The sequence below is a fragment of the uncultured Gimesia sp. genome (genome assembly GCF_963976445.1).
Taxonomy (GTDB): Bacteria; Planctomycetota; Planctomycetia; order Planctomycetales; family Planctomycetaceae; genus Gimesia.
In genome coordinates this window covers 93,427-107,899 of the sequence record NZ_CAXBKP010000021.1, presented here as the reverse complement: position 1 = coordinate 107,899, position 14,473 = coordinate 93,427, and the positions used below count along the sequence as shown (strand labels likewise).

At 48.0% G+C, this 14,473-nt stretch carries 8 protein-coding genes; 3 read left to right on the top strand and 5 right to left on the bottom strand.

The genetic code is table 11. The features are described from left to right. Nucleotides 1-116: 116 nt before the first annotated feature. Together AAC022_RS20140 and AAC022_RS20135 are read left to right on the top strand one after the other, a co-directional pair. Nucleotides 117-2,156, top strand: coding sequence for a PQQ-binding-like beta-propeller repeat protein (locus AAC022_RS20140; RefSeq protein ID WP_339733859.1), 2,040 nt, complete (start codon nt 117-119; stop codon nt 2,154-2,156). Nucleotides 2,157-2,273: 117 nt separating this feature from the next. Next, nucleotides 2,274-3,692, top strand: a complete 1,419-nt coding sequence (locus tag AAC022_RS20135) for a sulfatase (protein ID WP_339733858.1) — start codon at nt 2,274-2,276, stop codon at nt 3,690-3,692. Between the two features lie 56 nt (nt 3,693-3,748). Here the strand turns inward: AAC022_RS20135 and AAC022_RS20130 are convergent, their stop codons facing one another. Together AAC022_RS20130 and AAC022_RS20125 are read right to left on the bottom strand one after the other, a co-directional pair. Further along, nucleotides 3,749-6,157: a PPC domain-containing protein gene (locus AAC022_RS20130; protein ID WP_339733857.1), complete on the bottom strand. Its 2,409-nt coding sequence runs from the start codon at nt 6,155-6,157 to the stop codon at nt 3,749-3,751. Between the two features lie 20 nt (nt 6,158-6,177). Next, nucleotides 6,178-8,688, bottom strand: a complete 2,511-nt coding sequence (locus AAC022_RS20125; protein ID WP_339733855.1) for a DUF1549 and DUF1553 domain-containing protein — start codon at nt 8,686-8,688, stop codon at nt 6,178-6,180. Between the two features lie 253 nt (nt 8,689-8,941). Between AAC022_RS20125 and AAC022_RS20120 the strand changes: the two genes are divergently transcribed. Then, nucleotides 8,942-10,369 (top strand): DUF1501 domain-containing protein, encoded by a 1,428-nt coding sequence (locus AAC022_RS20120; RefSeq protein ID WP_339733854.1) that lies wholly within the window; start codon nt 8,942-8,944, stop codon nt 10,367-10,369. 124 nt (nt 10,370-10,493) lie between these two features. On the opposite strand, the gene AAC022_RS20115 is transcribed toward AAC022_RS20120, so the two are convergent. The 3 genes from AAC022_RS20115 to AAC022_RS20105 form a co-directional block, all read right to left on the bottom strand. Further along, nucleotides 10,494-10,973 (bottom strand): DUF2752 domain-containing protein, encoded by a 480-nt coding sequence (locus AAC022_RS20115; RefSeq protein ID WP_339733853.1) that lies wholly within the window; start codon nt 10,971-10,973, stop codon nt 10,494-10,496. Between the two features lie 744 nt (nt 10,974-11,717). Beyond that, on the bottom strand, nt 11,718-13,025 hold the full coding sequence (locus AAC022_RS20110; protein WP_339733851.1) for a trypsin-like peptidase domain-containing protein: 1,308 nt from the start codon (nt 13,023-13,025) through the stop codon (nt 11,718-11,720). 867 nt (nt 13,026-13,892) lie between these two features. Next, entirely contained in the window at nt 13,893-14,441 is a 549-nt protein-coding gene (locus tag AAC022_RS20105; RefSeq protein ID WP_339733850.1) for a hypothetical protein, read from the bottom strand. Nucleotides 14,442-14,473 lie beyond the last annotated feature (32 nt).

The following is a 14,473-nucleotide window of genomic DNA, read 5'->3' as shown; positions in this document are numbered from 1 at the left end:
CAGAATAGCCAGTGGCAGCGTTGCTGGATTCAACCCGCCATTCATGTCAGACAGTATTGCACTTCTTTGCAACAAACGATGAACAGTTCTATTCTGTAGTTAACGATCGGTTTTCTGTGATCTTCTCACCACGATTGAATGAATCGGAGAACGGACGAACATTCCGCCAGGGGTTGAGTTTCCTGTTTCGGATTGTGTTGTTTCTTTCGGCGGTTGCTGTCAATGTAAAGGCAGAGGATCAAAATCCGTTTTTGCCAGCCGGGGTCAAGGATGAAGGATGGCCTGCAGTACGTGGCGTTCATTATGATGCGCATTCCCCGGAAATTCATCTGGCTGATCGCTGGCCGCAGGAAGGGCCTCCTGTTCTCTGGGTTAAAGATTTAGGGCAGGGGTATTCGGCGTTTGTTGCACAAGGAAATCGGGTTTATACGCAAGCCCAGTCTCTGCAAGGTCAATATGTCTATTGTCTGGATGCACGCACCGGGAAAACGCTCTGGGAGTATCGCTACGACTGGCCTTATGAATTGGCAGGCGTTTATCCAGGTCCGCGGGCGACGCCAACCCTGGCTAAGGGGCGTCTTTTATTTGCAGGGCCTAGTGGACTGGTCGGGTGTCTGAATGCGGACACGGGGCAACTGATCTGGTCGCGCTATGTGATAGAAGAATTTCAAGGCAAGGGGGGGGCTGGATTCGGTTACTCCTGTTCCCCGACTGTCGTGGATGATCTTGTGTTTCTGCCGGTCGGAGGACCGGGCGCGAGCATGGTTGCCTTGAACTTGTCCGATGGTAAGACCGTCTGGGCCTCTGGTGATGAACCTGCCAGTTACAATCCTGCCATGCCGATCGTCCGAAACGGACGACAACTGATCCTCGGTTATCTGGAAAATGCGGTGGTCATTCATGATCTCAGGTCCGGGGAAGTGTTGCTCGAACACGAATTGTCACAAGGCTACGACGAGCATTCTGCCTGGCCGATCTATCGTGAGCCCTATTTGTGGATCGCAGCACCGTTTAAATCCGGTTCGCAATTATTCGAGTTGCCTGAAGAATTGAGTCCAGAGGTCCCCCTCAAAAACATCTGGCGATCTCGTACGTTATCCAATGACGTACTTTCGAGTGTTCTGGTTGGTGATCAGCTTTATGGATTTGATATTTTTGATCCACAGTCAAAAACACAACGCCCTTCGCGGGGGAAGTTTCGTTGCATCGAATTTATGACCGGCAAAGCGCTATGGGAACAGGGATCGGGGCGGCCGGATCGATCGAATAATGATACGTCAGGCGAATTAGGTCAGGCAGGATTGATCGTCGCGGATGGGAAACTGATTCTGTTTAACGAACGCGGCGAATTGATTTTACTACGTGCCAATCCGGAGCAGTGTGAGATTCTGGCTCGGTGTAACGTGCTGACGGGCGAGTTAACCTGGACTCCTCCCATCCTGCATCGTGGCTGTGTTTTTGTACGCAACCATTCCCGGGCCGCTTGTATCTTCGTCGGGGATCCTGCTTTGCTTTCGGAGAATCAGTCCACGCTCAGCCTGTCCGACATTCCTCAAGAAATATATTACGACTGGGCAGGACAAATTCTCACGGTGGAGCCGGAGTATGCGTTTGATATCCCATCACCAGCCTGGTTAGTCAACTGGTTCTACTGGTGTCTGTGGCTGCTGCTGGGAAGTTTTGTTGTGGCTGCCATTCCTGCCTGTTTTGTGTCTGCTCAACGTCGGATGGGCGTCTGGGCGGTTGGTTATCGAACACTCGCTTTTATTTCAGGCGCACTGGGAACAACCTGGATCAGTGATTGGACACAGGAATTTGTTTTCACCTGGCCGCTGTGTCTATTTATTGCTCTGGAGCCGGTTCTGGCGCGTGTTCAATTTCGTAATGTGAAGAAAACATCCTTCTGGCGAGACCGTCTGCCGGTACTCTGGTTTCTGACCGTCTTTGTCGTGTATTTTATGCTCTGCCGTCGTCTCAGCCTTGTCTTCGAGTGGGCCTTTCTCGCAGCACCCATCGGCGCACTTCCCATCGGTTTGTGGGAATGGCGGATCAACAGGAATTCAGCAGGGAAATTTTTGTTTTTTGTATGCTTAAAACTGGTGACGTTTACCTGTGCCTACGGAAGTGGTGTGCTTGTCTTGTGGCTCAAGTATTAAAAAACCAAGTAGTCATTCTTCCGTGTTGTGCTTGTTTGGCAGTTCGCGGCTCGATATTTTACTTGAGAGTCACTGTTTCTCTGATCAAAACGATGCTTTTTAGAAAATGAGAGTCTGATGCCAAAACGAAGTCGGGGTCAAATTTGTTTGTTGTTGCTTCTTCTTTTGTGTGCTCCCGTTGTTAAAGCGGAAGTGCAACCCAATTTTGTTTTCATCATTGCCGATGATATGACGTTCCGTGATATCGGTTGCTATGGTGGGCAGGCACACACGCCTCACATCGATCATCTGGCGACCGAAGGAATGAAGTTCACGCAATGTTTTCAAGCCGCTCCCATGTGTTCTCCCACCAGGCACAATATTTATACAGGATTGTATCCGGTGAAATCGGGAGCGTATCCAAATCATACCTTTGCCAAACCGGGCACCCAAAGTATCGCGCATTATCTGAAACCACTGGGATACCGGGTTGCTTTGTCCGGAAAAAAACATATCAGCCCGAAAACAGTTTTTCCCTTCGAATATAGTGGTAAGAAAAATAATCCGGACATGGCAGTCATCGATCAACTGTTTGCAAATTCAAGCAGTTCTAATTCACCCTTTTGTTTATTTGCCTGCTCGAACGAACCACATTCCCCTTGGAATAAAGGGGATGCTTCACGATATCCACCCGCGAAGATAAAACTGCCGTCGTATATTGTGGACACGCCCCTCGTGAGAGACTATTTCAGCCGTTATCTGGCAGAGATAACTTATTTCGATGATCAGGTCGGACAGATCTTGAGATTGCTCGATAAGCATCATCTGAGTCAAAATACGATGGTCATGGTGGTGAGCGAGCAGGGCAACGGATTCCCTTTTGCAAAGTGGACCTGCTATGGCAACGGACTGCAGTCTGCGATGATCGTCCGCTGGCCAGGTAAAGTGAAGCCCGCATCGACCACTGATGCAATGGTCGAATATGTCGATATCGCACCTACATTCGTCGACGCCGCTGGGGGTGATTTAGATCCTGCTTTGGATGGGACAAGTTTCCTCCCGGTATTGAAAGGCAAAACAAATCATCACAAAAATTTCACTTATGGCATCATGACCACAAGAGGAATTATCAATGGCAGTGATCAATATGCAATCCGTACCGTGCGTGACAAACAGTATCGTCTGATCTGGAATCTGAATTACAACGCTGAATTCTCTAATATCTGTATGAATACCGATTATTATCGGTCGATGGTCCAGGCGGGGAAAGCAGGTGACGCGAAAGCAAAATCACTCGTGGAGAAATATAAAACACGTCCGGAGTTCGAGCTTTATGATTGTGATGCAGACCCACTTGAAATGAATAATCTGGCGGAGGACTTAAAGTACAAAGAAGTGAAACAGCGATTAAATCAGAGGCTCAAAACATGGATGAAAGAACAAGGCGATCAAGGTATTGAAACTGAGCGAGACGCCATTTTACGTCAGGGAAAGTTCAAAGGGTTGACGCGTAGAGAAGCAATGAAACGCTTTAGGATAAAAGGCAGAAAGAAATAACAACGGGATCTCAAACGTCATCGAAGCGGTGCAAAACGCCCCGCCTGCAAAACGGCTTACTTTTTGTCTGCCGGTTTTGTGACATTAACAGTGATCAATTTTGACCAGACGGCAAATTTGGTATTGGCGGGAGTCGCTTTCTTTTTTGTCGAATTTGCCGTTGCCGTTACTTTCGCCAACGCCTGTTCTGCGCGGACAAGTTGATCGGGTTTCGCTTTCTTCTGCGCAACCTCTGACTTGATTTGTTCTACCAGCTGTTCGATACGTTTCACTTCGGCAGCCGCTTCGATACTGGCAGGCTGGTTATGCTGATATTGGGTCACGCCGACTCCCAATAGTGCAAATTGATAACGCCCCGGTTCGACTTTGAAATTCCCGGTTGGCCTGAAATCAATGACCAGTTTTCCCTCGGTTTCTTTCTCACCAATATTGACGGTGGGAGGGCTACGTAACATGCCAAACAGTTCATGCGATTCTACCGTCAGATTTCCAGTTCGCGCCCCGTTTCCTGTGAGCTTAATCGGGATTTCCAGCTTCTGGTTGAGTTCAACGGTCCATTCTTTTTCTTCGACTGGTGAAAGAACGACGGGCGCTGCTTCCTGTTCATTGACCCCCAGTGGCATGCGCATTGTGAGTCTCGATCGTACGCGAATCGCATCGGCAAAAATGTGTCCCCAGATCAGCGAAGCAAATTTCGCTTCGCGGACCACCGCTTGATTACTGATCTGAGCCTTGCCGACAATGCGGATCTCTCCTGACCAGGACTTGGCCGATTCGTCGGCTGAAATGATCAGGATTCCTTGATCCGTTTTACTACTCAACGTCAAAGGCTTCGCTGACACGCCTTGTGGTAAATTCTCAGTGGTGATTACGATGTCACCGGTAAATCCATCCTGGCGTGGTGCAACAATTCGTACGCCCCAGTTCGCTCCTCGTCGTAAGAGCGGGGTGACTGAGTAGCCAGTCCTTCCAGTAGGCAGAGGCCGCTCTGTTGTTGCGATCAATTGGAAGTCATACTTTGGTTCGCGAATCGCCAGTCGGTACAGGTCAGCAGTTCCTCCACCGCCAAACTGGTTAATGACCGTGACTGCATAGTCGCCATCTTGCTCTGCGACAAAAGTCGCCGCGGCATCGTTTGTGTTGAGATTGATTGCATTTTTGTTATCGGTACTGAAAAACGAAGGCAAGTCATCGTTCTCTGTGACTATTTTGAAGGTTGTTTCTCCTGTTTTGGAGTGAGTGATCTGATGGACTTCCAGAGAGGGGTCGACTTTGGAAGCCATTCGATCAGCGATCACCTCAATGCAGTACGTCTTCCCTTTTTTTGCGTGAAAATGAAAGACATCTTCGTCATTGGGTTCATCAAATCGTCCAGCGATTTCTGTGGGAACGGAAACCGTTTGTTTGTCGAGCTCCGGTTTTTCGATCGTAACGGGCGCTGTGGCATAACCAATTTTGATTGAGTTTGAATTCGCTATCTGATAGTCAAAGCCATCTAGCAGGCCCTGGCGGGGTGTTCCCGGCTGGAAACTGCCTGGGGGAGTCGGCACATCGGGCAGTTGAATATCCACTTCCACTGATTCGAGCTTGTGACCATTTCGATAAACGGATTTCCCAAAGCTGCCGCCGGGCAAATTACGACCATAAACCGTGTAGGTCTTTCGTGATCCAGGTTCGCCAGCGGGCGGGAATATAAAATCGATGTGAGGTTTGTCAGAAATACTCAAACGATAAAAATGCTCTGATCCCCCACGATAGAGAATATCCGAAATCGCCAGAAAGAAGGTCCCGTCTTGTTCCGGATGAACTTCAAGAAATGGATCGCGACCATACCAGTCTCGATTGCGGGAAATTTCACGTCCCTCGGAATTGTAAACCACGATTTGGCCATCCAGTCGCGAATCAATCCGCTCTGCTGTCAATTCGACGAGCACACGCTCGCCTGCTTTCGCATTAAATTGATACCAGTCAATTCCCCGTGAAGGGACATCACCTGTGATGACAGAATTGACCTCGACAGGCATTGCTGTTTCACGTGTCGCATGCGATCCTGTTTCAAGGACTTCCCGGCTGTCAGCGGCTGCAACGACGAAAGGTCGGGCCGTGGATAGGCCAAGGTAAGAAACGACGCGCGCTTCGTAGATTCCGGGGGGAACATCGGGAGAGACTGTGGCCGTGAATTTAGAACCTTGAATTCGAGCTTGAGGGTGAAAATCATCGGCAGGCAACATGACGGGTTTCGCGGTGATCCCCGGATGAGTAAATCGTAGTTCCGAAGCATTGTCCAGGTGGGAGCCTGAAATCGTCAGCTCAACGGTTTTTCCCGCCGGTGCAGTAAACGGCTGAATCCGCCGCAGATCCGCTGTTGGAAGCTGAGCGAATATCGTTTGCTGGTAAGACACAGTCAGCAACATCATTAATAAAAAACGAGTGCCACCAGACTTTTTCTGTTTCATTGTCTTCATTGGGAATTCATTCATTGAATTTAATGGTTGAATAAAAACTCTTTGGTATTGATGACGACCCAGATAATATCTTCGTAGGCTTCTCTTTCAGCCTGTTCCAGTGATAATTTCTGAGGGTCGGCTTTTGACTGCTTTCGCTTCTTGGACAGATGCGCTAATCCTGTCTCAAGTTCATTTTGAGTTGGCTGCCGTGATAACGAGTGTAAATACAGTTCGGTGATGTGAGTCCGATCATCCTTGTTTTTGTCGCGTGCCAATTGAAGTGCACGTCCATCGGAGGCTGTCAGGATTTTCTGCATCGTATCAGAGTTAATCAGATGCAGGCTTTGGGCCAGGTCGGCATTGGCTGTTCGTTCGCACTCACAGGCGGTATCCATTTGGGGGCGTCCAAAAACACGCAGAAAGAACGATTCGACATTGGCCGAGTCATCGGGCAATGAGACCGCGCGGACTCCCACCGGTTGATGATTGAAATTATTCTTTGCACCCGCTGCGTCATTCATCGCATCCAGCATGATTTCAGCAGAAAGGCGGCGCGGAAAATACCGTGCGTAGTTTTGATCGTCGTCCCTGTTATATTCGTTCGGAAACGAACTGAGCTGGTAAGTCCGACTATTACAGATCGTGCGGCAGATTTCTTTCAAGTCATAGTTCGATTTGACGAATGATTCCGCCATCTGGTCCAGCAACTCCGGATGAGTCGCAGGGTTCGTAATGCGAATGTCATCTTCCGGTTCGACGAGTCCTCTGCCTAAAAAGTGTTTCCAGTATCGATTCACCAGGATTTTGGCAAAAAAAGGATTCTCCGGCGCACAAACCCAATTGGCCAGATCAATACGTGGGTCCCGTTGAGCCGGGATCTCTAACGCCTCTCCATCAAGTGGCGTCGGCTTGAGGTCCTGGTTTGTATTGGGGTTTTTGGCAACTGCTACAATTCGCTTATGGTAGACGATGTCATCTTCCGGCAGCTTGTAAACTTCTTTGCGCCCCAACGTGGTAAAGAATGCCTGAAACCCGTAGAAGTCATCCTGGCTCCACTTTTCATATGGATGGTGATGGCATTGAGCACACTGAATCCGAACTCCCAGAAAAACTTGTGCGATGTCCGACATCTGGTCTTTGGGATCTTTGACAGCTCGGTACCAGGAAACGGCCGGGTTGGTACCCGGTTTACCCCGTGCGGTAATTAGTTCTGTGGCAAATTCATTGTAGGGTTTATTGGCCGAGAGACTGCTTCGAATCCAGGAATGAAAGCCGAATGTTTCTCGAGCAATCTGTTCCAGGTTGCCGCCTGCTTTATTTCGCAGAATGCCCGCCCATTTGGAAGCAAACAGATCGGCATAGCCCGGACTGTCGAGCAGCTCGTCAATTATTCGAGCACGTTTATCAGGCCTTTGATCCGATAAAAATGTCTGAGTTTGCGCTAGGGTGGGGATTCTGCCGGTGATGTCTAAGGTCACCCGTCGCAGAAATGTGGAATCATCGCATAAAGGGGAGGGGGGTAAGCCTAACACTGCCAGTTTCGCGAAAATATGCTCGTCGATAAAATTTTCAGGCTGTGGCAGATTCGGTGTGGGCTTTCCTAACGGAATTGTTGTCATAAAGACGGCGACATGTTCTTGAAAGCGAACCATCACAGATGTTGTTCCGGTGAGGTCTTTGAGTTGGACGACACCATGCTTATCGACTTCGGACATCTTGGGTTGGTTAGGTTTATACTCTGCCATACGGGTAATATCCCGCGTTGTGCCATCAGAGAAAAAAGCGGTTACGACGAGCTGTTGTGTCGCATGGACTGGCAGGACGCGGACTTGAGGAAAGATTTCGATCCGTTCTACAGCCCGTTCTATTTTTGGGTTGTACTGCATTCCCTCCTGGATCCAGCGACTGATCAGTTTGACTTCTTCACCATCCTGTTTAAATCGGCTGCCACCGCCGTGCGGAAGACTACCAGTCGCTTTTCGCAGTAGTAGACTCAATTCTGGTGCCCCTGGATTCACGCGGCGTCCCAGTGATTCTTTCGTGATATATTCAAAGTCATTCAGTGGTTCAAAACCGAGCAGCGAGAGATGGAAATTGTTTTTTCCTGAAGGAGTCCCATGACAGGCGCCACTGTTACAGCCTCCGCGAGTTAATTGCGGCGTGACATCGTTATAAAAACTGACGGGACGTCGTTTCTCAAAAGAGGAGACTCGCACTGGAATGACCAGAGGTGTGGCCGATGAAAACTGTGCAGTAATCGTAGCCGCGCCATTGGCAAGTGGTGTCACGTAACCCGTTTTGCTGACTTGGACAATTCCCTGTGGTTCAACATGGTAGGCTGCTTTTCGTGTTAAATCACGAACTGTTCCCGGTTTTTCTTTAAGGGTTATCAGTAACTGTTGCCGTGCGTCCGGATCGCTTAATTCGATCGTCTGTGCCTGATTCGGAATATACCCAGCAAGTTGGGCGGCATAAGATTGAGAAGGAGCCCCTCCAGACAGAACTCCCAAGCAGGAAGCGAGCATCAGAAGTATGGATTTGAATTTCATAAGTCTTCCCAAAGTCTTCGAATCAGCGGATTTGCATCTAATCAGTGCTAGAACCGGGCTGACTAAAAAAGCCTAAATTGGCTACAAAACCGTCTTTAACGACAAATTGACTGATTTCAATTTTAATTCCAGGAGATTCTGAAATAAATTGAACTTGAATTTCTATTCTAAACGATGCAATATACATTACAATACGTTGATGTGTGTTTGTTGAGAAGTATCAAACGAGATTTTTTCAATTGGGAAGATAATAATGAGTGTGAGCTCCTCAAAAGGTCGCTGCGCAGGCCCCATGAAACGTCGTTCGTTCCTCGAAATTGGTGGATCGAGCATGCTTGGTCTGGGGATGTGCGACTTGCTCCGTCAGCAGGCTTTGGCGAAAGTGGGGGGAGATTCCTCGGAAGACACATCGGTGATCTTCGTCTGGCTTCCCGGCGGTCCACCTCATATGGAAACCTATGACATGAAACCAGGGGCACCAGTGGAGTATCGGGGCGAATTGGCCCCAATACGGACCAACGTGCCCGGTCTCGATGTTTGTGAAATGCTTCCCCAGCATGCAAAGGTTGCCGACAAGTTCACCTTGATTCGCTCCATTCATCATGAATTTGCCGATCATGGTGGCGGACACAAACGATTGATGACGGGCCGTGTTCCTGCATCACCGGTGGGAACTGTTAACGACGCTCCCGCTGTCAGTAGCATTGTGAAAAAAATGCTGGAGAAAAATGGCAACGAAATGCCGGTCTGTGTGTCTGAAGTGGATTCCTCTCGAGCAAACATCGATACTTTTGCGATGGGACCGGCTTATCTCGGTCCCTCATCGACTCCCTTCATGGTAGCCGGCAATCCCAGCGATCCTAATTTCAAAGTACAAAATATTGGCGTAAAAGCTGCGATGGAAAATCGGCTGGATGATCGGATTGCCATGCTGAAAGGAATTGACAAATTCCGGCGTGACGTCGATAAGAGCGGCTCAATGGAAGCGATGGATAGCTTTAATCGACAGGCCATCGATATGCTGACCAGCGAAAAGGTGCGTAACGCATTCGATCTTTCAAAAGAGCCCAAAGAAATCCGTGATCGCTATGGCTGGAATGCTTATGGCCAGCGTGCCATTCTGGGACGACGGCTGGTTGAATCAGGCGTAAGATTTGTCACGATGGTCTGGGAACATCCATTCCCTGGGAAACCAACACCCAAAACGGCTGCTTATAACTGGGATTCGCATGCCGTGAATGCGCATCTGTTTAAAGACTGCGATTGGCGTTTGCCTCCTTATGATCAGGCGGTTTCGGCGTTGATTGAAGATCTCTATCAACGTGGCTTGGACCGTAGAGTGTTGCTTGTTGTGACTGGTGAATTTGGGCGGACGCCAAAAATTTCAGTACAGCGCGGAACGCAAACGGGGGTGATGCAACCCGGCCGTGATCACTGGCCGAAAGCGATGTCGGTTTTGGTTTCCGGCGGTGGAATGCAAACCGGACAAGTGGTTGGTGCGACGAATTCTAAGGGGGAGTATCCGGTTGAACGACGTCTGACACCCAATGATCTTTGGGCGACCGTTTACCGTCATCTGGGAATTGATCATGAATATGTTTTACATGATCTCCAGGGGCGTCCCGTGCCGATTTTGCCTTTTGGTAAACCGATTCGCGAACTTCTGCCAACCTCGGCCTGATCGAATTCGCATAAGTCGGCCTAAAAGACCGATTTCCGAGAGACTCCTTAGAAGTCTCTCGGCATCATTAATGCTGTGCCGTTGAAGTGCTTCTCACGTTCAATGGAAACGCTGCCACGTTGAGTTAGATGAGAGTCTTGGACAACCAACTCCCGATGAGTATGGTAATCAGAAATGTGGCAAACCATTTTGGCCAGCGGAGATCAATTACCGATTGGGGTGGTTGGCACATCATGTAAATGCGGTACGGAATTTGAGCGATTATTGCAAGAGCCATGATCCAGCCGATTTGGTTCAGTTGAATTGATGTTGCGAGATCTCCCTCTGCCAGAGCAATAAAACTTCTGGTAAGGCCACAGCCTGGACAGCTGACGCCAAATAGGGCACGAGAGCCACACAGTTCGGGTATGGGAATATAAGGAAGCCAGCTGACTTGCACCTTCCCGGTGTCCAGGTTTCGCATGCTGAAGGATGCAATGATCACAGCAATGGAGAGTCCCAGCATAAAACGTTGTCGTTTCTGGAACACTCTTATCCGAGACTGTAAGTATTCTTCATCAATGTCTTTGTGAGTCTCAGTGAGCTCATTATGAGGTAGATTCATATGAGTCGCCTCGGTCTCTCTTTCCGGATTAACGGGGAATTTCCAGTTTGGGATCGCTGATGTTGCTTGCGATGGGGCAGTGTTTGCTATGCAACAGGGATTTCGATGATTTCTTCACATTTTTTGCAGCGGACTCTGCTCTTCTGGAATTCTGCTGGTAATCGGTATCTTGCCTGACACGAAGGACAGATTAGTATTTTTTGACTTAGAGACTTCTTTGGGGAATCTTCTGTCTTAGAAAGAGGCTGCCTTTTCTTACTCTTTTCTTCTGGGAGCAGGCTGACAGTGTCTGTGGGAAAATTCTCACTATTTTGCTCAGCCCATCGGGCAGCTTCTCCATTGAGTGGGCTTTTGAGGTTGTAACTCTGGTATGCCAGAATTTCACCAATGCGTATTATAATGGATTGCAATGATTCACCTGCACTCCAATGGTCCCCAACACAAATTGCATGTGGGGCGATATTGGGATGGAATACAGGACTGAGCATTCGGCATTGAGGCGGAGTTCGTGGGTAGTTCCGAGGTAGAGAGATCTCCACAGTATGGGTTTTGACCGGAACAACTTCCTGGTTTTGCAAACGAACGCTTTTGATGACATACTGCAACTGAAACTTCTCAGGTGGATCACCAGTGACTTGCAGCAGCGAAACACGTGGATGAAGGCGAATATATTCTTTCAGTTTGACATAGTCAGCAGCGAGCCTTCGCAGTCGAACATTGCTCATCTAATTAGAACCTTGATTATTAGTTTTTTGTTTTGGACTCATTGGCAGCATCGCCTTCTATTTTACCTTGCTGAACCGGGATTTGAAAAGTGCCTGGTATCAAGTCTAGCAGTGTATTAAATGCGATCGCAAAGCCGAGCCCTTCTGCAACTCGTTTATCTCCTGTCATCGTGTTAATTCCAATAAGTAAGCCGTTCTCATCATATAACCCACCGCCTGAGTTACCTGGATTAAGAGGCGTGGTTGTTTGAATGATCTGGTAAGTAAACGCTCCCTTAGTCTGTTTCCGATACTGAGAAAGATTCCCATTGGAATGCGTCCAGCCAAGTGCATGAGGATTACCAATGGCAAAGACTTTTGAGCCGATAAGCGGGGTGTTATCCTGGTTCCAGAAGGCTTCACTTACGCTTTTTTTGTTGAGTGGTGCTGAGACCAAAGCCAGATCGATTCCGTGTGGCGCAATCCATTCAATCTTGCCTGGAACAGGAATTTGTCCAATTGTCTGGACAGTGACTCGATCTGTTTTGTCGAAGTCGGCAGGAACGCCCTGAGAACTTCCATTATAATCAGGATCAATCACATGACGATTCGTCACAATGAACGATTTCCCGTCGACCGTTGATAGAATGACTCCGCTTCCCATTCCGTGACCGAACAGGCCATTATTGACTTCGATCAGGACATTGGACTTCATCGCTCTTTTTAAGTGGCTTGGTAAATTGTCCAAAGACGAAGGGTCAAAGGCATACTCACTGAATGCAATCGAGTTGGTGTGGGGCGTGTCGCTATAAAAATAGATCCCTGCAGACCAGCCGATGATTTCGAAAAAACCAATCATTAACCCTGCGACTGCTAAACCAAATCCTTTCTTGTGAGTTGGGTGTGAAACTAATGCAATACAGGCCAAGATCATTGCTATGAGTCCCGTGACGATTCCGAATAACGGGATACCAAGAAGCGAGATGAAAAATGCCCAGATTGCGAGTTTATTCCACAGTTGCTTTGGTTTTTCGGAAATGGCAAGTGCATTATCCGTGTAACTTGGAATTACAGGAAGTGGCTCTGCATGGTTTAAATCGTCTCGTGAAATGACCAGGGCTGTCGAGGAAGTGTCGGTCATTGTGCCTTGCGAGCATTGGTAGGAGCCGCAATTCAGGTAATCCGTCCAGCAGGTTTGATGATGAAGTCCACCGCATTTCATGCAACTGGCAGTCAACTCACCCTGTTCGATTTCTTTATTACACCGCGCACATTTCACCCCCGCCTCTCGTTCCCCTGCAACGCGGAAATAAGGGCTCTCATTTGAATTGTTTCTGTCCTGATCCATAGGGGCTCATCCAGGTTAAGAATTTAGACACAGATCCTGTTGTTTGTAAATAAGGAGACGAAAGTCCTTAATTACTCAGTATATAGAACAGAAACATCAAAAGGGTGTAAAAAATGTTTAAACCGACTGAAACCCATGCCAGTACAGAAGTAATCGGTCCTGATTGTGAGAGTTGTTTTTTTCGTGGCAGTACATAAATCAAACTGATCAGCAGTGCGAGAGGAGCCAGGATGCCGATCATCGAAAAAACAAATAAACCGATCACACTATTCCTCATGGAATCAACACGCTCTCCTCGATCGTATTGATTTTTCAAATCCTTGAGAGACATTGGATCTGTGGAATCAAAGGTTGTATTACAGTATCTGCATTTGAGGGCGATTGATTTGATCACTTCTCCGCAGGCGGGGCACTCTTTGGTATCCCCCCATGCGGTTAATGGTGCTTGAGATGTTTTGTCAGCATCGATCACAGCAGGCGCCTGTTGACAACCATACGTCCCGCATCCACCAATTTCACTCCAGCACTCTTGATGATGGGTTTGGTCACAGTCGGGACATTGGACGCAGCTTTCATCGGCTTGGATATCAGTTTGACAGATCGGGCAAACCGCTTTTTGGCCACTATCCAAAGGGGAGCTGAAAAGAACTTTCAAATCCGTCGTTAATGCAATCGATTTCTTGCATTTGGGGCACTGGAATGAACGGTTTCTCTTTGAATCAGGAAGTCGAACCTTCACTCCACAATCACAACTTACGATATTATCAGGCACGACAGGATTTTCTTAAAATAAGCGTCAATATAAGAAGTTATTGAACCAGGTAAACGGGTTCTGGGATCCATTTTTTGCTGAAACGTGATCTTGGGTTATTGCTGATTCATTGCTCTAATCGCAGCAGTAATGACATTCCAGAGAACGGCGAAACCTATTGAGACTAATACCATTTTTCCCCCTTTCGGTTTCCCTTGAATCATCCAGACAATTCCTGCAATACATCCAATTCCTGAACAAAGAGCGGCAACAACCCAGTCGCCTGTTGTCATATCTTCATCGATGTATGCACTGTCTTTCTTCCGGTTTTTCTTAGCTTCTTTTCTGGCTATGGCTTTTAATGCCGGGTCAAATATTTCTCCACAAAATCGGCATTTGGATGCTGACTTTGCGATATCCTCTCCACAACTGGGGCAAGCTTTTCTTTTTGAGGAGGGAATTGATTCGCCCTCGTTCGGGTCGAAATCATCAAAGCCAAAAGGATCATCCTCACCTGTTGACTCGGCATCGTAAATCTCATCTGCTTGAAGATCAGGGATTTTAATGATCCCCCCGCAATCAGGACATTTCCCTTTTTTACCAGCGGAGGAGTCCTTAGCTTTAATTTGCTTGCCACAAGAACTACATGTTACACGGATAGTCATAGTGCAAATTTTCTTGGTCTAAGTATTAAATG